Genomic DNA, 18,898 nt, shown 5'->3' with positions numbered 1-18,898 from the left:
GCCCAAAATTTGCGCGAAAAGCGCATGGGAGGCCGGATTTGTCAAGGCAAGGAGACGTCGGGCCGTATCCAGGTTCGACCGCCAGGGTTTAAGTCTTTGCCGGCCTTAACGCATTGCCGCCAGACGTGCTTCCTGAGACAACGCACTAGTCAAGCGATCTGGAGACCCCACGTGCCAAAACGCACTCTCCCGCCGGGAATAGGCCCGCACAATGGCCGCGAGATGGAACTGATGCTTCAGGGGGACAAGCCAATGGCCTTGTTCTCGGCCGAACCGGGTATGGACGCCGAAGATATTGGTGACGCGGGCTTTGAGCCGTTTGTAGAAACAGGTCGTGTTCTGAAGTTCACCCACACTGATCCTGGAACCTTGGTGGAGGAGCGCCGCTACTGCCTGCCGACAGAGGAATGGCGCTGCAAGCTGAGCTTGTTGATCTCCAGAATGTGCCGCAGCGGAGAGGCCTTCGACATCTTCACATCGAATGATCTGGCCAGGCTTGAAGGAACCCTTCTCGGTTACTCGAAGCAAGATATCGAAGTGTTCATCGCACATGCGGCGTCGCGGAAGTAGCTCGCCGCCTTCAAGCAAAGTGGATTTCGGCGCCCCGACTTTCGAAATCGGCGAGGATAGCGGCCGGCGCGGTCTTCTCGACCACCAGATGGCGGATCGCTTCGGCGCCGGCGACGCGATAGGGCGCCGCGGTGGCCAGCTTGTCGTTGGTGACGGCGATGACGATGCCGGCGCTGTTCCTGGCCATGGCCCGCTTCACCTCGGCCTCGGCCGAATCGAATGCCGTCACACCGCGTGAGGCATCCAGGCCGCACGAGCCAAGGAAAAACAGGTCGGCGCCAAGCTGCGCAATGGCGGCAAGCGTGTCGGCGCCGACGCAGGTTCCGAGATCGCGGACGAACCTGCCGCCAAGCACGGTCAGTTCGACCAGGGGATGATCCGACAGTGCCGAGGCGACACCGAGCGAATTGGTGGCGATGGTCAGTTCGAGGTCGCGGGGAATGGCCTTGGCGATGGCGGTGTTGGTGCTGCCGCCGTCGATGAACAGGGTCTGTCCGCTGGCGAGCAACGCCACGGCCGTGCTTGCCAGCCGCGCCTTTTCCTCGACCGCATGGCCGCCGCGCAGACCGATGGGGGTCGCGGCAAAGGGTGCCGCTGCAACCGCGCCGCCATAGACCCGACGACAGTGCCCGGCTTTCGCCAGTTCCCTCAGGTCGCGGCGCACCGTGTCCTCCGAAACGCCGAAGCGGCTCGCCAGTTCGCCCGCCAGCACACTCCCCTCCGCCGCGAGGCGGTCGCGGATAAGCTGGTGACGTTGATCGGTCAGCATTGCCTGTTTCGCCTGATCTTATTTCCCTGTGCACGTTCTTGCATGTTCTGCACGTTTATGCAAGGAGTGGCTGGCCGGGCTGTCGCACAAGCCAGCCTCCCTTCCTTTGAAAGCGCCGCAATGACCTTTGGTCTCAACCTTGCCCCGCAGCACCGCGTCTATGCCGGATTCGCGATCTATTCCTTCGCCATGGGCAACATTTTTCCGCGGCTGCCCGACATCAAGCACGCCATGGGCGTTGGGGACGGCACGCTTGGCCTCAGCCTGATCGGAACGCCGATCGGCACGTTGACGGCGCTGACGCTGGCGACGCCGCTGCTCGAGCGCGTCGGCTTCCGCCGCGCGCTGCTCATCCTGGTGCCACTGCTGGCGCTTGCCTATGCCATTGCGGTGCATGCGCCGGGGCCGCTCGCGCTTTTCCTCATGCTCTTTCCAGTCGGCCTGATGATCGGCAGCGTCGAGATCATGCTCAATGTCGAGGCCGACCGGACCGAATTCCTGGTCAAGCGTCGCATCATGAACCGCGCGCATTCGTTCTGGAGCATGGGCTTTTTCGGCGCCGGCCTGTTCGGCGGGGCTCTTGCGCATCTCGGCATATCGCCGCAACTGCATCTGGCGCTGATCGTGCCGATCGTCGCGATCTCGATGGCGCTGTTCCTCGGCGGCTATCAGCCGGCGCCGAGTCGCTTCGTCGGCACCGGCAAGAAGGCACCCATGCTGGCGCGACCGACCCTGCCGATCCTTGTTCTCGTCGCGGTGACACTCTCGGCGATGCTGATGGAAGGCGCCAGCATCGACTGGTCGGCGATCTATATGCGTACCGTGTTCGAGTCCGGCCCCTTCGTCGCCGGTTTCACCGTGGCGCTGTTCGCCTTTTCCCAGGCAACCACGCGCTTCTTCGCCGACAGTTTCGTCGACCGCTATTCGCCAAGCGGCGTGGCGCGGGTGCTGCTGGCAATGATGGCGACCGGCGTGGTGATTGTGTTTTTCTCGCCCGCGCCGTTGTTCTCCATGCTGGGCTTTGCGCTTCTGGGGATCGGCACCAGCGCCCTCTTCCCGCTGGCGATCTCGGCTGCCGCCCAGCGGACGGACCGGCCGGCTGCGATCAATGTCGCGGCACTGTCGCAGATCTCCTTCGTCGCCTTCCTGCTCGGACCACCGCTGCTCGGCTTCGTCTCGGACCATTGGGGCATTCGCTCGGCCTTTGGCATCGGCATTCCGTTCATTATCCTCAGCCTGCTGACCGCGGGATCGCTTGGCCGGCGGCCGGCCGCGCCGGTGGACGAGCCGCTCGAACCGACGCGGGACAAACTTTTGGCGGGGGCAGCAAGGGGTGAGTGAAGCTTCCCTCGCTGCGGACGGGGCGGCCGGTCAATTAAGATCGCGTCGCCCCCACGCAGAACCGCGATTGATCCCGCCAGCGGCAATTGCCGCTGGCGTTGACCCAGGCAATGGTTCAAGAAGGGATCACCGATACGTGATCGCCTTTCATGTCCTCCATCCGCCCGCTGATCCCGCTTCTTCTCGCCGCAGGCATCCTGCTCGGCGGCAATGGGCTGCAGAGCACGCTGATTGCGCTGCGCAGCGCGCAGGAGGGATTTTCCGCTTCCGACATCGGCCTGATGGGCACCTTCTATTTCGCCGGCTTCCTGCTCGGCTGCCTGGCCATTACCCGCATCATGAAGGCGGTCGGCCATATCAGGGCGTTTTCGGCACTGGCCGCCATCGCCTCGGTCGGCACCCTGCTCCTGGTGCTGGTCCTTGATCCGGTGATGTGGTGCGCGGTGCGCTTTGCCGGCGGCTTCTGTTTCGCCGGGCTGTTCACCATTGTCGAAAGCTGGCTGAATTCCGGCGTCACCAACAAGGACCGCGCCCGCGTGCTGGCGGTCTACCGGATGGTCGATACCGGCTCGGTGACATCGGCCCAGTTCCTGATTCCGGTCTTCGGCGCCGGCGGCTTCACCATCTTCGCCATCATGTCGATCATGATCACGCTGTCGCTGGTGCCGGTCTCGCTCGGCGACCGCTCCAACCCGACGCCACCGGAGGAGGTCAAGCTCGACCTGGCGCGCGTCTGGCGCATTTCGCCGCTCGGCTGCTTCGGCTGCATCGCCGTCGGCGTCACCAACAGCGCCTTTCGCACGTTGTCGCCGGTCTATGCCGAGCAGATCGGCATGTCGGTCGCCGATGTCGTCACCTTCGTCAGCGTCGGCATCTTCGGCGGCGCCATCATCCAGTATCCGCTTGGCTATCTCTCCGACCGATGGGACCGGCGCCGGGTGCTGTTGCTGACGACCTGCTGCGCGATGCTTTCCGCCTTGGCCCTGGTGTTCATCGCCGGCAGCAATCCGCTGCTCAACTTCATCATCATCTTCATCTTCGGCTGTTTCGCCATGCCGCTCTATTCGCTGTCGGCGGCGCATTCCAACGACCGCGCCGACACGGGCGAGTTCGTGCTGATCAATGCGGCGCTGATGCTGTTCTACTCCTTCGGCGCCATTGGCGGCCCTTTCGCCGCCTCGACAGTGATGCAGTATTTCGGGCCGAGCGCGCTGTTCGTGTTCAGCGCCACCGTCTATGCGATCTTCATCGCCGTCATCCTCTATCGCATGCAGGCACGCTCCGGCGTGCCCGTGGGCAAGCGCGGCCGCTTCATCGCGCTGTTGCGCACATCGACCGTTTTCGCGCGGCTGGCCAGGCGCAATGGCGATTCCGATGGCCCCGGAAGCGCATGATGGCGGCGCCAAAGCTTGACGAAAGCCTTCCCGGCTGAAATCTAGGAAGACCTTACTCCTGCCAAAAGCGATTTGATGCACGTCATCACCACCCAGAAAGAACTCGAGACCGTTCTCGCCGCTTTCGAAAAGTCGGATTTCGTCACCGTCGACACCGAGTTCATCCGCGAAACGACCTTCTGGCCGATCCTGTGCCTCATCCAGATGGCGGCGCCCGGCGTCACCGCGCTGATCGACCCGCTGTCGCCAGACATCAACCTTGCCCCGTTCTTCCGGCTGATGGCCAACGAAGCCGTGGTCAAGGTCTTCCACGCGGCACGCCAGGACATCGAAATCATCGTCCATCTCGGCGATCTCGTGCCGCATCCGGTATTCGACACGCAGGTCGCGGCCATGGTCTGCGGCTTCGGCGACAGCGTTTCCTACGACCAGCTCGTGCAGCGCATCACCGGTGCGCGGCTCGACAAGTCGTCGCGCTTCACCGACTGGCGCCACCGGCCGCTGTCCGACAAGCAGCTCGATTACGCGCTGGCCGACGTCACCCATCTGATCGAGGTCTATCAGCATTTGAGCGCCGAACTGGCGCGGGAGAACCGCGCCCACTGGCTGAACGAAGAGATGGACGTGCTGACCTCACGCGAAACCTACGATCCGCATCCGGAAGACGCCTGGAAGCGGCTGAAGATGCGGCTGCGCAAGCCGCAGGAACTGGCGATCGTGCAAACCGTGGCGGCATGGCGCGAGCGCGAGGCGCGCGAGCGCGACGTGCCGCGTGGTCGCGTGCTCAAGGACGACGCGATCTACGAGGTCGCCCAACAGGCACCGCGCGACGCGGCGGCCCTTGCCAAGCTGCGCACCACGCCCAAGGGCTGGGAGCGCTCCTCGACGGCGACGGCCCTGCTTGGGGCGGTCAACACCGCGCTGGCCTTGCCCAAGGAGCAGATGCCGAAACTGCCGAAGAATTTTCAGCCGCCGGAAGGCTCGAGTGCCGCGGCGGAACTGTTGAAAGTGCTGCTCAGGATCGTCGCCGAAAAGCAGGGCGTGGCCTCGAAAGTGCTGGCCTCCAGCGACGATATCGACCGCATCGCGGCCGAGGGCGAGGATGCAGACGTGCCGGCGCTGCAGGGCTGGCGGCGCGCCGTGTTCGGCGAAGCGGCGCTGAAGCTGGTGCGCGGCGAGATCGGCATAAAGTTCGACAAGCGTAAAATAGCGGTGTTCGACCTCTAGAGGCTTTCTAGCCGATGCGTTCGGATCAGGACGAGAACCGGCGATACGAGGCGATCGACGCATTGCGTGCGATCGCCGTGATGCTGGTTCTGATCTTCCACTATACGTCCCGCTTTCCCGCCGACTACATCGGGTTCGACCACCAGATGACGCTGCCATGGCAAGGGATAGTTGGCGTCTTTCTCTTTTTCATTATCAGTGGCTACTGCATCGCGATGACAGCCGAGCGGTCTGAAACCGTGTGGATGTTCTGGCTGCAGAGATTTACGCGGCTGGAGCCCGCGCTCATCGCCTGTATCGCGATCACGCTTATTGTGGTTGCGGCTCTAGGTCTTCCGGGCAGAGAGGTTTCGGCGCTCGACGGCCTGAAAAACGCAAGCTGGACAACCCTGTTTGCTCCAACGCCGCTTGTCGACGGCGCCTACTGGTCACTGCTTGCGGAAGCAAAATTCTACTTTGTGTTCGGCCTCATCTTCTATCTCTGGCCAAATCGCGTTCTCGTCCTTTTCACCAGCTTTACCGTTCTGGGCGCTATTGCACAGTTTTCAGGGTTGTGGAGCGACCATCAGGCTCTGATTTTTCCCTTCAAGGGCATCGCCATGCCGTATTTTCTGTTCCCCTACAGCCTTTTCTTTTTGATGGGCATCGCGGCGAGGCGATCGACCCGAACTGTGCAGACGGTCGTGACAGCCGGATGCCTGGTGGTTGTTGTCAAACTGTGGGGCGGCTCAGCATTCAGTGCATGGGTCATCGCGCTTTCAATTCTTGGGGTGATCGGGGTCCAGCTGCGCGATATCAAGATCTGGCGAAGCGTGAGTTACATCGGCTTGATCAGCTATCCTCTGTATCTTCTGCACCAGAATGTCGGTGTCGCGATCATACGATGGTTGGCTCCATGGATCGGCTCCCCGTATCTTCGGATCGGCATAGCGTTCTGCACCGTGGTCGCCATTGCAGCATTCGTCGCATGGGCGGTCGAGCATAGGTTTCGACAGAGGATCGAAATCTATGCGGCGCGCTTGATGTCGAGGGCTGCCACCCCCGCGTGACCCTGCCTCAGACGATGCCGAGCAGATGCAGCGCAAACCAGATCCAGGCCAGCGCCAGCACCACCGCGCCTGCGAAGAAAGAACGGCTGCGCAGCCGCAGATTGTTGCTGGTCAGGTGTACCCAGGCGTGGAAATAGCGCGTCAGGACGAAAATCCACGCCAGCGCCAAGGTCAGATAGTTGACGCCGTTGGTCACGTGGAGCGTCAGGCACAGCACGTAGAAAAGCACCGGCAATTCGAACTGGTTGATCAGGTTGTTGGCGACCGTGATACTGGACGCCGGCTCGGTTGAGCGTATCTTGTATTGGCCGACCTTGGCCTCGCCCGACTTGACGGCGAAGTATCTGCGCCTGCCCATCACGACATAGACGATGTAGATCAGAGCCACATGCGCCAGAACCGGCCAGAAGATCGTCGTCTGGTTCATGAATTTTCCCCTGCCCTGTCCGGCATCAAGCTTAGAGCGTTTCACCGGTTCACGGAAACGGCGAACCACTCTAACTCTTTGTTTTGACGCAATTGCGAACGGAAAACCGCTTCACACTTTTCCTGGAATTGCTCTAGCGTCTTTGGCCCACCAGCCAGAAAGCGGCGATGACGACCGCCGGGATGGCAAGAAGCGCGAATTTTGTGACGATCAGAGCCGAAGCAAACGACAGCGAATCCGGATTGGCCGACAGGAAATCGGACAGAAGCCGCGCCACGACGATATTCTGGGCATAGTCGGCGAGCGTGTAGGGCAGCACCAGCACCAGCGCGAAGATCGACTGCACCTGCCCGGGAAGCTCGCGGAAGTTCCGCAGGCGCCGGCCGGTGGCCAGGACCAGGCTCATCAAGGTCAGCGACAGCAGCGCCGGGAACAGCAGATCGAAGGTCAGATAGTGCCAGACCAGAATGGTCTCGCCGCCGCGCCGGCCGAGCGCCGTCAGCCAGGCCATGCCTTCGTCGGGTGTGAAGCCGAGATAGCGCATGTCGAGCGACGGCAGGCCGCCGCTCAACTGACGGAAATAGAAGAATTCCATCACCGTCATGGCGATGAAGACCGCCGCCGACAGGAAGCACAGTGCGGCCGCGTGGCGTGGCAGCCGCAGGATCGTCGCGGTCAGGCTCCGCCCGAGCCCGTATTGTTCAGGCTCCGCCGGGATAGTTCGGGCTTTCGCGGGTAATCGTGACGTCATGGGCGTGGCTTTCACGAAGTCCGGCGTTGGATATGCGCACAAAAGTGGCGCGCTCGCGGAAATCGGCAAGGTCGCGGCCGCCGACATAACCCATAGCGGCTTTTAGCCCGCCCGCAAGCTGGTGCAGCACGCCAGACACAGGTCCTTTGTATGGAACCTGGCCCTCAATGCCTTCCGGGACCAGTTTGAGGGTATCGCGCACCTCGGCCTGGAAGTAGCGATCCGCCGAGCCGCGCGCCATGGCGCCGACCGAACCCATGCCGCGATAGGCCTTGAAGGAGCGGCCCTGGTGCAGATAGACCTCGCCCGGGCTTTCATCGGTTCCGGCCAGCAGCGAACCGATCATGGCGGCACTGGCGCCGGCGGCGAGCGCCTTGGCGAGGTCGCCGGAATATTTGATGCCGCCATCGGCAATCACCGACACGCCCGATCTATGCGCCGTCTCGACGGCCGACATGATGGCTGAAAGTTGCGGCACGCCGACACCGGCGACGATGCGGGTGGTGCAGATGGAGCCTGGGCCGATGCCGACCTTGACGGCGTCGGCGCCGGCGTCGATCAGCGCCTGCGTGCCTTCGGCGGTGGCGACGTTGCCAGCCAGGATGCGAACCGAGTTCGAAAGCTTCTTGGCGCGCGTGACAGCGTCGAGCACGCGCTGCGAGTGGCCGTGCGCGGTATCGATGACCAGAAGGTCGACGCCGGCCTCGATCAGGCGCTCGGCGCGCTCGAAGCCGTCGTCGCCGACGCTGGTGGCGGCCGCAGCGCGCAGTCGTCCCTGCGCATCCTTGCTGGCGTGCGGGTTGAGCTGCGACTTCTCGATGTCCTTGACGGTGATCAGCCCGACGCAATTGCCCTGCTTGTCGACGACGACAAGCTTTTCGATGCGGTGCTGGTGCAGAAGCCGCTTGGCCTCGTCCTGGTCGACATTTTCCTTGACCGTGATCAGGTTCTCACGGGTCATCAACTCATAGACCTTCTGCGCCGGGTCGGAGGCAAAGCGCACGTCACGGTTGGTCAGGATGCCGACCAGCCGGCCGGTCTTGTGGCCGCCGGTGCCGCCATTCTCGACCACCGGAATGCCCGAGATCGAATAGGTGCGCATCAGCGACAGCGCGTCGGCGAGCGTGGCGTCGGGACCGATCGTGACCGGATTGACCACCATGCCGGATTCGAATTTCTTCACCTGCCGCACCTGCTCGGCCTGTTCGGCCGGCGAGAAATTGCGGTGGATGACGCCGATGCCGCCGGCCTGGGCCATGGCGATGGCAAGACGCGCCTCGGTGACGGTGTCCATCGCGGCGGAGAGAATCGGCACATTGAGATCGATGTCGCCGGCGATGCGGGTGCGGACATCGGTTTCGCCAGGCATGACCTCGGAGTGACCCGGCTGCAAAAGCACGTCGTCAAAGGTCAGCGCCAGTGCGCCTGTGGACGTTTCGATGATTTTTGCCATGGCCAGCCCTTTAGAATGCGGAAAAAGCGCTGGACCAGGATGGACAGCGCCGACTCTCATCTTCCCTTTCAGGATTGGCGCTGGCTGGTAACACGTCGCGACGCGGATGAAAAGCCGATCGTTGCATTGCACAACAGCGTCTTCGACCATTTGATTGTGCCACCCGTGGTTGCGGTCGCACAAAAGTGACAGCAAATTAACACGACATCGGTGGCCGGCCATGATAACCGCCCCCTGTATCGGCTCGCTCCCGGCCGAAAAGAAGATTTGAAACGGCCACGCTCGTGAACCGCACCATTCCGCTGATCCTGGCGGTCGCTCTTTTCATGGAAAACATGGATTCGACCGTCATTGCGACATCGCTGCCGGCGATCGCCATCGACATCCACACCAGCCCGATCGCGCTCAAGCTGGCGCTGACGGCCTATCTGGTGTCGCTGGCAATCTTCATTCCAATCAGCGGCTGGATGGCCGACCGCTTCGGCGCCAAGACCGTTTTTCGCGCCGCGATCGCGGTGTTCATCGTCGGCTCGGTCGCCTGCGCCTTGTCCGGTTCGCTGCCGGCCTTCGTGGTTTCGCGCTTCCTGCAAGGCATTGGCGGCGCCATGATGACGCCGGTCGGGCGCCTGGTGCTGGTGCGTGCCACGCCCAAGAGCGACCTGGTCGCCGCCATGTCCTGGCTGACCGTTCCCGCACTGGTCGGGCCGCTGGTCGGCCCGCCGATCGGCGGCTTCATCACCACCTATTTCACCTGGCACTGGATCTTCCTGATCAATGTGCCGATCGGCCTGGTCGGCATCTGGCTGGCGACGCGCTTCCTGCCGGAAACCGAATCGATGGAGACGCCGCCGCTCGATTTCATCGGCTTCGTGCTGAGCGGTGTGGCGGCATCCGGCGTGGTGTTCGGCCTGTCGGTGGTCAGCCTGCCCTATCTGCCGCCGGCGACCGGCTTCATCACCGTGGGGGTCGGGCTGCTGTCTGGCGCGCTCTACCTGGTGCACGCGAGGCGCGCCAAAAATCCGCTGCTGGCGCTCGAACTGTTCCGCAACCAGGTGTTCCGTTCGTCGGTGCTTGGCGGCTCGCTGTTTCGCATCGGCATCGGGGCGGTGCCGTTCCTGCTGCCGCTGATGTTCCAGATCGGCTTCGGGCTGACGCCGTTCCAGTCGGGCATGATCACCTTCGTCTCGGCGGTCGGCGCCATCGGCATGAAATTTGCCACCGCGCTGATTTTTCGCGTTGCCGGCTTTCGCCGCGTGTTGATCATCGGCTCGCTGGTCGCCGCAGCGTCGATTGCCATCTACGGCCTCTTCACCCCCGAAACGCCCTATGTGCTGATGCTGGCCATATTGCTGGTCGGCGGCTTCATCCGCTCGATGTTCTTCACCGGCGTCAACGCGCTCTCCTATGCTGAGGTCTCGGCCGAGGACACCAGCAAGGCAACGCCGATCACGGCGGTGTTCCAGCAATTGTCCATCGCGCTCGGCGTGGCGCTCGCCGGCGGCATCCTGGAAGTCTCGACCTCGATCCATGGTGGCCCGCTGACGCTGGGCGATTTCCACATCGCCTTCTTCATCGTGGCGGCGGTATCGGCGGCGGCATCACTGTCGTTCATGCGGCTGGCGCCCGATGCCGGCAACGCCGTCTCCGGCCATGGCCGGCTGACGACGCCCAAGACGCTGGAACCGGCGAGGTCGCCGGGCGAGTAAGGCCGATTTAGACTTCAGCGTCCCCCGGCCCTTCGCTATGGCTCCGGGCGCTCGAGCCCTTCGGAACGTCCACTGGACGTTCCGATCCGCCTGAGGCCGGACCGGATTCTCGCCCCTTGAAGTCTTTTGCCAGGAGATAAAGCTCGACCGATTCATCGCGCGAAGCCGGCGGCTTGACGTGATGGACTGAACGGAAATTCTTCTTGAGCATGGAGAGCAGTTCGTTTTCGGCGCCGCCCTGGAAGGTTTTAGCGAGGAAATGCCCTCCCGGCTTCAGGACCGACAGCGCGAAATCCGCCGCTACCTCGCACAGATGCATGGTGCGGATATGGTCGGTCCGCTTGTGGCCGGTGGTTGGTGCGGCCATATCGGACAGCACGACATCCGGGTCCCCACCCAGCGCCTCGGCGAGCTTTCGCGGTGCATCCGGATCGAGGAAATCCATCAACAGCACCGGCGCGCCGGGCACGGCGTCCATTTCCAGGTAATCGATGCCGACGACATGCGGATCTTGCGCCGTCGATTTCGTGCGCGCGGCCGCGACCTGGCACCAGCCGCCGGGGGCGGCGCCGAGATCGATCACCTTCATGCCGGGCTTCAGCAAATGGTGCTTGTCGTCGATCTCGATCAGCTTGTAGGCCGCACGCGAACGATAGCCGTCAGCCTTCGAGCGCTGGACATAGGGATCGTTGATGTGGCGTTGCAGCCAGCGGCGCGACGATTCCTTCAGGCCGCTTTTCTTCTTGATCCGCGTCTTCAGCACGCGAATGCCGGCCGATCCTGGGTTTTCCGGTTTCTTCGTCATTAACGGCCACGCCCATCGTTGCGCCAGACGCCGTCATCGGCCATCAGCTCGCTCAATATGCCTTCGCGCAGGCCACGGTCGGCGACGCGCAGCCGCTCCGAGGGCCAGACCGCGCGGATCGCTTCGAGGATAGCACAGCCGGCCAGCACAAGATCGGCGCGGTCGGCGCCGATGCACGGGTTGGCGCAGCGCTGCTGGAAATCCCAGCCGACCAGTCGCTCCACCATGCGGTCGACGCTGTCGCGGTCCATCCACAGCCCGTCGACCCGACGCCGGTCGTAACGCTCGAGATCGAGGTGGACGCCGGCCAGCGTCGTCACCGTGCCGGACGTGCCCAGCAGATGAAAATTCGGGCTGGCCTTGAGGTGGCTCAGCCGGTCGCGGCCGTCGAAACTCGCCAGACGGCCGGCGACGTCGTCGACCATGGCGTTGAAAATCTCGCGCGTCACGGTGCGGCCACCAAAGCGCTCGGCCAGTGAGACGACGCCGACCGGCAGCGACGTCCACGAGACGATGTGGTTTGCGAGCCGTGGCGAACGGCGGCCGGTGAGGTCGATCAACGCGATTTCGGAAGAACCGCCGCCGATGTCGAACAGAACGACGCCCTGCGTGTCGCGCTCGACCAGCGAGCCGCAGCCGGACACCGCCAGCCGCGCCTCGGTCTGGCGGTCGATGATCTCGAGCTTCAGGCCGGCCTCGCGCTCGACGCGTTCGAGGAATTCGACGCCGTTCTCCGCAGAGCGGCAGGCTTCGGTGGCGATCAGCCTGGCCTTCCTGATCTTGCGGCTGCGTAATTTGTCGCCGCAGATCTTCAGCGCCTCGACGGCGCGGTCCATCGCCGGCTGGCCGAGGCGACCATTGGCGGTGAGCCCCTCGCCAAGTCTGACGATGCGCGAGAAGGCGTCGATGACGCGGAACTGGCCATGCCGCGTGGGAACGGCGACCAGCAGCCGGCAATTGTTCGTACCGAGGTCAAGGGCCGCGAAGACCGGTAGCTCGTGCACCGGCGGCCGGCGCGTGCCCTGTTCTGGGCGCGGCGCTGTAGCGGTGGGGGAAATTGCCGGCGCCGTCGGCTGCTTCGCTTCCAAAGCCGGAACGGCGGCCTGGCCTGGCACCGGCGATCTATTGCCCTGCGGGTGCGCCTGGTCACGCGCAAAAACCTTGCGCCCGCGCCTTCGCTTGCGCCGCTTCTTGGGCTTGCCCTTCTGGTGATGGGTCGCGTCGCCCGCCTGCCCTTCGGCGGAGCGCGGCTCCGTCGGGCGGCGTTGCTGCCAACCGGCTGTCCCCGAGCCCGATGGCCCTGGGGAAGCGCTGGACGCGCCCACCTCCGACGCGCCTGCGCCGGTGTCGCGGTCTTCCACTGTCGTTCCTTCCGGCGCCGCGCGAACCGGTGAAGGACGCAGCAGGCGCTTTGGCATGTTTCAAGTTGCTGCCAGACTAACAGTGCCGTGGCCGATCACCAAGAGCCGCACGCCGAATTTTGCCGGCTGGGAGCGAACCGCCTTTTCGCGGAGTGACGTAATGTACCCGCAAGGCTGGATTGGTAGCGCGGACGCGGCGGAGACAAGTCGCGTCGGAGCCGATGCCTTATCGCCTGCCGTTTGCGCCGCTTTCGCCGCCGGCGGATCCTGTCGGCGGCCGGCGCGACAAGTGTTCACGGTTGAATAGCCGGCTTCAATGAGGCATTTCTGAAATAAATGGAAGTCACCGGGCAGCCGGCCTCCCACCATCCAACGAAAAGGAAGCGGGCACGCAGCGCATGGCAGTCAGGCAATGAACTGGAAACGCTATTTCTGGCCGGTCGTCGGCATCGCCGCGGTGATCTTCTCGCTGCTGCTGCTCTGGCATGAACTGCGGGGTATTTCGCTCGACGATGTCTGGGACGGGCTCGCCGCCATCCCAACCCGTGGCTGGGTGCTGGCGGCGCTGAGTTCCGTCATCGCCTATGCAGCGCTCGCCGGCTACGACCACATCGCACTGCTGCATATCGGCAAGCGCGTGTCGTGGCTGTTCGTGACCCTGTGCTCCTTCACCACCTACGCGCTGTCGCACAATATCGGCGGCTCGGTTTTCTCCGGTGCCGTCATCCGCTACCGCGCCTATGGCACCAGGGGCCTGACCGGCCAGGATGTCGGCGTGCTGGTGGCGATCTGCTGGATCACCTTCGTGCTGTCGACGATTCTTGCCTCCGGCCTTGTGCTGGTGTTCGAATCTCAGATCATCGATCGCTTTTCGGGTATTGCCCATCATGGCCTGTCGGAAGCGGCAGGCATCGTGATGCTGGTTCTCGTCGCCGCCTACATATTCGGCAGCGCGCTGCATCTGCGCCCGCTGAAGATCGCCAGCTTCCAGCTGCACTATCCGGCACTGCCGATCGTCGCCAGGCAGTTGCTGATCGGCCCGATCGAACTGCTTGCCGCCGCGGCGATCATCTTCTTCGCGCTGCCCGAGGCGCACAATCCGGGCTATTTCGTCATTCTCGGTGTCTTCCTCGTCTCCTTCTCGGTCGCCCAGATCTCGCATGCGCCGGGTGGGCTGGGCGTGTTCGAGGTGGTGTTCCTGGCCGGGCTTTCCGACATGGAGCCGGTCGGCGTGCTGGCAGCGCTGCTGGTGTTCCGGCTGTTTTACCTGATCATCCCGCTGATTCTGGGCCTGGGCGTGGTGCTGTTCTTCGAGCGTTCGCAATTCAGCCGGACGGAGAGCTGAAGGGCGGATCGGATATTGTGCCCGCGCCCGCCCGCACCTGAACCCCGGCGTATGAAACCAGCTGTCAAAACGTGTCGATTGAACCACAGAGCAGGCTTGACTATTTTCCGCTGGCGGCTACAAGGCAGCGCTCAAGCGGCTCAGCCGTTCGGCCCGCGCGGTTCATGACCACGCCTGCTGGGGAATAGGTTAACGGTAGACCCACGGACTCTGACTCCGTTAGTCCTGGTTCGAATCCAGGTTCCCCAGCCAATTGATTTTAAAGCGGTTTTCCGGTTTCATCGTTAGAACATTTCGTGTCAGTCGGACGCGCGGTCGGGAATTTTCGTTCCCGTTTCGAGCTTGCGGATGGCGCTTTCCCCAAGCGCCGGATCGCGGTTGAGATAGTTGGAATCGAGGATCGCGTTGACGTCGCGCAGGCTGTGACCGGTGATCGTCGCAATCTCCGGCACGGTCGCGCCGGCGATCGCCAGCCGCGTCACAGCCGTTCCGCGAATGTCATTGAAGGTCACGTCGACGACGCCAGCAGCTGCGCAGGCCTTGCGCCAGGATGATCGAAAGCCATCAGCCGTCCAAGGCACGCCGTCGCTGTTTAGCAGGATCTGGCCGACTTTGCCGCGCATGGCGTCGAGCGCGGCTTTGAGCGGCGCGCCGACTGGAATGACGACGCGCGTCCCCGTCTTCGACTGCTGCAGGCGAATAACCTTGCCGTCATACTGCTGCCAGGTCAGGCGCAACAGGTCGCCCTGGCGCTGACCGGTCCATAAGGCAAGCGTGAGCGGTAAGTGCAGATGCCGCGGTGCGCCGGCATAGAATGCCGCCTCGTCGGCGACAGTCCAGACATTTGCAGCTCGCGTGCCGCGATAGAGGCGCCCGCCCTTCTCGCAGGGATTGGCTGACACAAGACCGCGACCGTGCGCCCAGGACAGTATGCGGGCGAGCACCTGCCAGCCGTAATCGGCCTGCCGGCGAGAAGCCTTGGCGCGCTCGTCGCGCCATTCCATGAAGATCCCGCGCGTGCGGCGATCGCTCATGCCGGACAGCGGAAATTCGCCGAACTTCTTTTCGATGACTTTGATCAGCTTGGCGTAGTCGGCCTGTGTTCGCGGCGCCAAGTCATCCCAATCCGAACTCGCTTGAAATGCGTTCAGGACGGACAGCAGCATGCCCTGGCGTGGTTTGATCTTGCGAGCTACGGCGGCGTTGTAAGCAGCGATGAATTCCGGATCGCCCGGCTTACCAGGCAGGCGCGGACCGCCCTTCCACGCCCAATAGTAGGTAACGGCGCTGCCGTCGGCGAGCGTCTTCGTGCGCCTGTTCAGCCCCTTAAGACGAACGCGCATGATTCCTCATCCATTTGTCGACATCGTTCTCGGGGTCGCTGACCTTGGCGGCCGCGACGATCACGATCTTGCCGGTTGCCGGATCGATTTCAGCCCTGCCCGGCTCCATGCCGCCCTTACGCGCGCCTTTGATGGCACGTGCCACGTCGGCGATTTTGAATGAAACGGGTGTTCCGGCCATTTTGATCAACCCGCCCTTCTCAACCCCACCGCTTCCGCCGGCGCGGTTTGGAAAAGTTCACTGATTTCGGCGATCACATCGCCTTTGACCATCCGTTTGGTTGTTATCCGTCCGACGTTGGGATTGATGGTGGAGGCGCGCCGGCTTGCGCGGTGTAGCTCGTCCTCGACCGCTTTGACCTTTTCGGCGCGGCGCTTCGGGTCCGTCTCGCCTAAAACATCCAGCCAAGGGCCAATTGTCGAAAAGAAAGATTGCACTGCCGGGCATTCCAGCCGCGCATTCATGTCGCTGGTGGTGCAGGCGACCTGAACAGACCGGGTGTATCGAGACCGCAAGTCTGGAGACATGCCGGCGATCGATCCGATAAGTGCCGCTAGCATTGCTTCGAAGGTCTCGGCGGCCTTCAACTTTTCGATCAACGCGCTGTGCTCAGAATCTTCTGTCTGATGCCAATTCTGGAACGATATTTTGAGGGTCCCAAAGGCCCGTACGGCTGACGGCGCAAGCGAGGGCCTGTCGGTGACGAGAACGGCAATCAGCATCCTCGCGGCATCGAGCGGAACGAAATCCGGGGCGTTCACCCCCCTGGCCCCGGTCGTCAGCAATCCTGCGTCACGCAGCGTGCGCTGCGTTTTCATGATTGCGCCTTCGGGGATTTCGATGATTTCCGCAAAGCGCGCGTTGAACTCGCCGATCGTTGGCATGCTAAAAGCCCTCTAGGATTTAAGAAACTACGCCGAGAATCGGCGCGATGTCAAATCTAAAAACCTAACGGACCGATAGTTGGGTACGCAAATTTGCTGACCCGGAACTGCGGAAATTCCGCAATTAATCGGGCGCGGTGCGGAAATTCCGCACCTCCGACACGGTGGGGAATTTCCCCACCAGCGAACTGGGGAATTTCCCCAGTTCGAAGGTTATGGTGGCTAAATTAGCCACCATAATCAGGCTGTTACAGCGTCGGTTCCCCGTGAAACGTCGGCCAGGCGCAGGATGGAGTCGGCAAGCGCGTTCTGGACAAGGAACGTTTTTCCAGCATGCGATGCGACCACACCAAGTCCTGCGCCAAAACCTTTGATGGCCTTGGCCTTGATGGCCAGCCCGTCCATGGTCCACGGCTCCTCGACCATGATGGCGCCGACCACAGCGTCGATACGCTTTCGACAGAGCGTTATCTTTTCTTCGGCCAGGGCGATCGCAGACACGTCCCGGATCCGCGCAATCTCGGCATAGTATGCCTTGGCCATCTTCAGGGCCGCACGCCACATGTTGACCTGGGCCGTCATCCGCTCTCGCCTTTGAGGCGACGACTTGGTGCGCGCATGCAGACCTCCCCTCTTGGAGAAGGCAAGCAGCGACTCGATATTGTCGATGTCGCGAAGGCCGCACGGTTCGTCCGCGCCCTTGCGGATAAATCCCCTGCCGCGAATATCGCGTTCCGGGTTGTCGTTGGCACGCGGCAAAGTGATTTCGTCGGGTGCCAGCGGCCAAAGCGGCGACCATTCCGCTTCAATCTCGCGGGCGGCGACGGTCGCTTCGAGCAATGCGGTCAATTCCGCCTCGAGCTCGCTGGCGAGGCGGAGCAGTTCAGGGTTCTCCTGTGCCGGCGCGGCAAAGGCCTCGGCCGCTCCGCCAACCATGCCGGCGGCGACAATGCCCGCAACGCCCGTCGGTGCCGCCGCCATGATGGCGCGTCGATTGACCGTCTGGTTCATGAAACTCAATCCTTCTTGCATCGTGGCCTCCTCCGCGCGCCCAGCAAAGGGCATCAGCAGCCGCTCGACGAGGCTAGGGCGCTGTGAATTGCGGGCAGAACCGACGGTGGCGGCAATGGTGGCTGCAGGTATGGTTTCGGACATGTGAATTTCGGTATTAGCGGGCAAGCCTTCGGCGGCTGCCCGAACAGAGGTGTTCGGCATGCTCTTGCTCCCTTCGTCGCGTTATGCGATAACCGATTTTGTGTAACGTTACGCTTCAAAAGTCAACCGATTTTCGGTAAGGTGTCTTCTAAATGGAATTGTCGCCGGCACAATGTCGGGCTGCCAGGGCACTTTTGGACTGGTCACAAGCTCAACTTTCCGCAGCAAGCAAGGTGGCGACGAAGACGCTGGCCGATTTCGAGCGCGGCAACCGGACGCCCTACGATCGCACCCTCGCCGACATCCGCGCCGCCCTTGAGGCTGCCGGCGTCATCTTCGTCGCCGAGAATGGCGAAGGGCCAGGCGTGCGGCTGCGGAAAGCGAAATGATGCCGATCAACGCGCCGCCCATCATCGATCTGTTTGGCGTCCCGCTTTGGTCGATACAGCTCGCAATCAGCATCGCCGGCCTGGTCATTGGCTCGGTGATCGCAGCAGCCGGTTCTCTAATTGCCTACAGGAACGCCTACGGTGCGGCACCGATCTACCTAGTCACCAGTTGGGGGATAGGCACCCACAAGAACGAGGATCCGGATAAGTTCTTAGTGCTTTCGATGAAGATCGAATTTTGGAACCGGCGAAAATATCCGATTACCTTGCAGGGCTGTACGGCGACGTTTCCCGGTTTAAGTGTTCGGCACGTCTACCGCTATGTCAATGACAACGCCAAATTGATGATCTCACCCGGCGGCGATTCGACACTACACATGAGCTTTCGCGTCGGAGATTCAGTCAAGCTAGACCCCGAGGCCCACTACACCTTTAAACTTGATTTCCCATTTGAAAAGCCAAAATCTCGGAACATCGACTCGATGACGAAACTCCTCTTTCACTATTTCGATCCGGCTTCGAATAAGCGAAAGAAGCTGTACGGACATCACCGTTACCACTTCAACCCCGAAGATCTGGCGGATTTTTTACCCGAGAATGATATGTCGCCGCCCAGCCCCGACGGGCTTCGGACAGAAATCTGAGCATTCGCCGGGCTGGTTGTGTTTCAGTGCTCTTCCCGTGAAACATTGCCGCGCTCGAAAGTCGCTTTCCAGTCGCGATTCCGCTGCCGATTTTGGCCTTCATAGTCCGGGATGCAGGTGAAGAACACAGGCCGGCGGTCGCGGCCGGCGGCTTTGCATTCCGAGCAGCCGAAGAGTCCGACCAGGTCCTCATGCATCGAGCCGTGGTCCGGACCAAGCCGGCTGATCAGTCGCAGGGATATCAAGCTCTTTCGAACGGCCGCACATCGGGTGCGCGCAGTTGA

Annotated in this window: 21 protein-coding genes and 1 tRNA gene; 11 read left to right on the top strand and 11 right to left on the bottom strand. The window is 62.5% G+C overall.

Features of this window, described 5'->3' with window-relative positions; all coding sequences use genetic code 11:
* Positions 1 to 171: 171 nt before the first annotated feature.
* Positions 172 to 570, top strand: coding sequence for a hemin receptor (locus tag QQK95_RS32405; protein WP_284278601.1), 399 nt, complete (start codon positions 172 to 174; stop codon positions 568 to 570).
* Between the two features lie 10 nt (positions 571 to 580).
* Here the strand turns inward: QQK95_RS32405 and QQK95_RS32400 are convergent, their stop codons facing one another.
* Positions 581 to 1,339 (bottom strand): DeoR/GlpR family DNA-binding transcription regulator, encoded by a 759-nt coding sequence (locus QQK95_RS32400; RefSeq protein WP_284278600.1) that lies wholly within the window; start codon positions 1,337 to 1,339, stop codon positions 581 to 583.
* 120 nt (positions 1,340 to 1,459) lie between these two features.
* On the opposite strand from QQK95_RS32400, the gene QQK95_RS32395 reads away from it, so the two are divergent.
* The 4 genes from QQK95_RS32395 (at position 1,460) to QQK95_RS32380 (ending at position 6,350) form a co-directional block, all read left to right on the top strand.
* Positions 1,460 to 2,680 carry an MFS transporter gene (locus QQK95_RS32395; protein WP_284278599.1) on the top strand — a complete coding sequence of 407 codons (1,221 nt, stop codon included), beginning with the start codon at positions 1,460 to 1,462 and terminating at the stop codon, positions 2,678 to 2,680.
* Positions 2,681 to 2,829: 149 nt separating this feature from the next.
* A complete protein-coding gene (locus QQK95_RS32390) occupies positions 2,830 to 4,074 on the top strand; it encodes an MFS transporter (RefSeq protein WP_284278597.1) in 1,245 nt (414 codons plus the stop codon).
* Between the two features lie 75 nt (positions 4,075 to 4,149).
* On the top strand, positions 4,150 to 5,301 hold the full coding sequence (gene rnd / locus QQK95_RS32385) for a ribonuclease D (protein ID WP_284278596.1): 1,152 nt from the start codon (positions 4,150 to 4,152) through the stop codon (positions 5,299 to 5,301).
* A 14-nt stretch (positions 5,302 to 5,315) separates the two neighbouring features.
* Complete coding sequence (locus QQK95_RS32380; RefSeq protein ID WP_284278594.1) at positions 5,316 to 6,350, top strand: acyltransferase family protein; 1,035 nt, start codon at positions 5,316 to 5,318, stop codon at positions 6,348 to 6,350.
* Between the two features lie 7 nt (positions 6,351 to 6,357).
* Here QQK95_RS32380 and QQK95_RS32375 read toward each other — a convergent pair whose 3' ends face one another.
* The 3 genes from QQK95_RS32375 to guaB all read right to left on the bottom strand — a co-directional run bounded on the left by QQK95_RS32375 (position 6,358) and on the right by guaB (position 8,981).
* Positions 6,358 to 6,777, bottom strand: coding sequence for an MAPEG family protein (locus QQK95_RS32375; protein ID WP_284278593.1), 420 nt, complete (start codon positions 6,775 to 6,777; stop codon positions 6,358 to 6,360).
* Positions 6,778 to 6,910: 133 nt separating this feature from the next.
* On the bottom strand, positions 6,911 to 7,528 hold the full coding sequence (locus QQK95_RS32370; protein WP_284278592.1) for a hypothetical protein: 618 nt from the start codon (positions 7,526 to 7,528) through the stop codon (positions 6,911 to 6,913).
* The gene (gene guaB, locus QQK95_RS32365; RefSeq protein WP_284278591.1) at positions 7,479 to 8,981 is read right to left on the bottom strand and encodes an IMP dehydrogenase; all 1,503 of its coding nucleotides are present in this window, start codon (positions 8,979 to 8,981) and stop codon (positions 7,479 to 7,481) included. Before guaB ends, QQK95_RS32370 begins: the two co-directional genes overlap by 50 nt.
* Positions 8,982 to 9,020: 39 nt before the next feature.
* Here guaB and QQK95_RS32360 point away from each other — a divergent pair, with 39 nt between their 5' ends.
* Together QQK95_RS32360 and QQK95_RS32355 are read left to right on the top strand one after the other, a co-directional pair.
* Positions 9,021 to 9,170 carry a hypothetical protein gene (locus QQK95_RS32360; RefSeq protein ID WP_284278590.1) on the top strand — a complete coding sequence of 50 codons (150 nt, stop codon included), beginning with the start codon at positions 9,021 to 9,023 and terminating at the stop codon, positions 9,168 to 9,170.
* Positions 9,171 to 9,265: 95 nt separating this feature from the next.
* Complete coding sequence (locus QQK95_RS32355; protein ID WP_284278588.1) at positions 9,266 to 10,687, top strand: MFS transporter; 1,422 nt, start codon at positions 9,266 to 9,268, stop codon at positions 10,685 to 10,687.
* Positions 10,688 to 10,694: 7 nt separating this feature from the next.
* On the opposite strand, the gene QQK95_RS32350 is transcribed toward QQK95_RS32355, so the two are convergent.
* Positions 10,695 to 11,492 (bottom strand): RlmE family RNA methyltransferase, encoded by a 798-nt coding sequence (locus QQK95_RS32350; RefSeq protein WP_284278587.1) that lies wholly within the window; start codon positions 11,490 to 11,492, stop codon positions 10,695 to 10,697.
* A complete protein-coding gene (locus QQK95_RS32345; protein WP_409371724.1) occupies positions 11,492 to 12,910 on the bottom strand; it encodes a Ppx/GppA phosphatase family protein in 1,419 nt (472 codons plus the stop codon). The genes QQK95_RS32350 and QQK95_RS32345 overlap by 1 nt, the downstream gene beginning before the upstream one ends.
* Positions 12,911 to 13,265: 355 nt before the next feature.
* Here QQK95_RS32345 and QQK95_RS32340 point away from each other — a divergent pair, with 355 nt between their 5' ends.
* Positions 13,266 to 14,198, top strand: a complete 933-nt coding sequence (locus tag QQK95_RS32340; RefSeq protein WP_284278584.1) for a lysylphosphatidylglycerol synthase domain-containing protein — start codon at positions 13,266 to 13,268, stop codon at positions 14,196 to 14,198.
* Between the two features lie 178 nt (positions 14,199 to 14,376).
* Positions 14,377 to 14,450 (top strand) — tRNA-Gln (locus QQK95_RS32335).
* A gap of 47 nt (positions 14,451 to 14,497) precedes the next feature.
* Here QQK95_RS32335 and QQK95_RS32330 read toward each other — a convergent pair.
* The 4 genes from QQK95_RS32330 to QQK95_RS32315 form a co-directional block, all read right to left on the bottom strand.
* The gene (locus QQK95_RS32330) at positions 14,498 to 15,541 is read right to left on the bottom strand and encodes a tyrosine-type recombinase/integrase (protein ID WP_284278583.1); all 1,044 of its coding nucleotides are present in this window, start codon (positions 15,539 to 15,541) and stop codon (positions 14,498 to 14,500) included.
* Complete coding sequence (locus tag QQK95_RS32325) at positions 15,525 to 15,731, bottom strand: hypothetical protein (protein WP_284278581.1); 207 nt, start codon at positions 15,729 to 15,731, stop codon at positions 15,525 to 15,527. Before QQK95_RS32325 ends, QQK95_RS32330 begins: the two co-directional genes overlap by 17 nt.
* Positions 15,728 to 16,426: a hypothetical protein gene (locus tag QQK95_RS32320; RefSeq protein WP_284278579.1), complete on the bottom strand. Its 699-nt coding sequence runs from the start codon at positions 16,424 to 16,426 to the stop codon at positions 15,728 to 15,730. Before QQK95_RS32320 ends, QQK95_RS32325 begins: the two co-directional genes overlap by 4 nt.
* Before the next feature lie 240 nt (positions 16,427 to 16,666).
* A complete protein-coding gene (locus QQK95_RS32315) occupies positions 16,667 to 17,641 on the bottom strand; it encodes a hypothetical protein (protein WP_284278577.1) in 975 nt (324 codons plus the stop codon).
* A 92-nt stretch (positions 17,642 to 17,733) separates the two neighbouring features.
* Between QQK95_RS32315 and QQK95_RS32310 the strand changes: the two genes are divergently transcribed.
* Together QQK95_RS32310 and QQK95_RS32305 are read left to right on the top strand one after the other, a co-directional pair.
* Positions 17,734 to 17,970 (top strand): helix-turn-helix domain-containing protein, encoded by a 237-nt coding sequence (locus tag QQK95_RS32310; RefSeq protein ID WP_284278576.1) that lies wholly within the window; start codon positions 17,734 to 17,736, stop codon positions 17,968 to 17,970.
* Complete coding sequence (locus QQK95_RS32305) at positions 17,967 to 18,614, top strand: hypothetical protein (RefSeq protein WP_284278574.1); 648 nt, start codon at positions 17,967 to 17,969, stop codon at positions 18,612 to 18,614. Before QQK95_RS32310 ends, QQK95_RS32305 begins: the two co-directional genes overlap by 4 nt.
* 23 nt (positions 18,615 to 18,637) lie before the next feature.
* Here the strand turns inward: QQK95_RS32305 and QQK95_RS32300 are convergent, their stop codons facing one another.
* Positions 18,638 to 18,811 (bottom strand): hypothetical protein, encoded by a 174-nt coding sequence (locus QQK95_RS32300; protein ID WP_284278572.1) that lies wholly within the window; start codon positions 18,809 to 18,811, stop codon positions 18,638 to 18,640.
* Between the last annotated feature and the right edge of the window lie 87 nt (positions 18,812 to 18,898).

This window comes from Mesorhizobium huakuii, from assembly GCF_030160235.1.
Lineage (GTDB): Bacteria > Pseudomonadota > Alphaproteobacteria > Rhizobiales > Rhizobiaceae > Mesorhizobium > Mesorhizobium huakuii.
The sequence above is the reverse complement of the archived record's forward strand: the minus strand, read 5'-3'. Positions and strand labels throughout refer to the sequence as shown.

Coding starts and splice junctions, on each gene's coding strand:
- QQK95_RS32330 (WP_284278583.1), bottom strand. CDS start 15,541: ATGCGCGTTCGTCTTAAGGGGCTGAACAGGCGCACGAAGACGCTCGCC.
- QQK95_RS32395 (WP_284278599.1), top strand. CDS start 1,460: ATGACCTTTGGTCTCAACCTTGCCCCGCAGCACCGCGTCTATGCCGGA.
- QQK95_RS32305 (WP_284278574.1), top strand. CDS start 17,967: ATGATGCCGATCAACGCGCCGCCCATCATCGATCTGTTTGGCGTCCCG.
- QQK95_RS32300 (WP_284278572.1), bottom strand. CDS start 18,811: ATGCATGAGGACCTGGTCGGACTCTTCGGCTGCTCGGAATGCAAAGCC.
- QQK95_RS32345 (WP_409371724.1), bottom strand. CDS start 12,910: ATGCCAAAGCGCCTGCTGCGTCCTTCACCGGTTCGCGCGGCGCCGGAA.
- QQK95_RS32360 (WP_284278590.1), top strand. CDS start 9,021: ATGGACAGCGCCGACTCTCATCTTCCCTTTCAGGATTGGCGCTGGCTG.
- QQK95_RS32370 (WP_284278592.1), bottom strand. CDS start 7,528: ATGACGTCACGATTACCCGCGAAAGCCCGAACTATCCCGGCGGAGCCT.
- QQK95_RS32390 (WP_284278597.1), top strand. CDS start 2,830: ATGTCCTCCATCCGCCCGCTGATCCCGCTTCTTCTCGCCGCAGGCATC.
- QQK95_RS32400 (WP_284278600.1), bottom strand. CDS start 1,339: ATGCTGACCGATCAACGTCACCAGCTTATCCGCGACCGCCTCGCGGCG.
- QQK95_RS32315 (WP_284278577.1), bottom strand. CDS start 17,641: ATGCCGAACACCTCTGTTCGGGCAGCCGCCGAAGGCTTGCCCGCTAAT.
- QQK95_RS32375 (WP_284278593.1), bottom strand. CDS start 6,777: ATGAACCAGACGACGATCTTCTGGCCGGTTCTGGCGCATGTGGCTCTG.
- QQK95_RS32350 (WP_284278587.1), bottom strand. CDS start 11,492: ATGACGAAGAAACCGGAAAACCCAGGATCGGCCGGCATTCGCGTGCTG.
- QQK95_RS32340 (WP_284278584.1), top strand. CDS start 13,266: ATGAACTGGAAACGCTATTTCTGGCCGGTCGTCGGCATCGCCGCGGTG.
- QQK95_RS32320 (WP_284278579.1), bottom strand. CDS start 16,426: ATGCCAACGATCGGCGAGTTCAACGCGCGCTTTGCGGAAATCATCGAA.
- QQK95_RS32310 (WP_284278576.1), top strand. CDS start 17,734: ATGGAATTGTCGCCGGCACAATGTCGGGCTGCCAGGGCACTTTTGGAC.
- guaB (WP_284278591.1), bottom strand. CDS start 8,981: ATGGCAAAAATCATCGAAACGTCCACAGGCGCACTGGCGCTGACCTTT.
- QQK95_RS32380 (WP_284278594.1), top strand. CDS start 5,316: ATGCGTTCGGATCAGGACGAGAACCGGCGATACGAGGCGATCGACGCA.
- rnd (WP_284278596.1), top strand. CDS start 4,150: ATGCACGTCATCACCACCCAGAAAGAACTCGAGACCGTTCTCGCCGCT.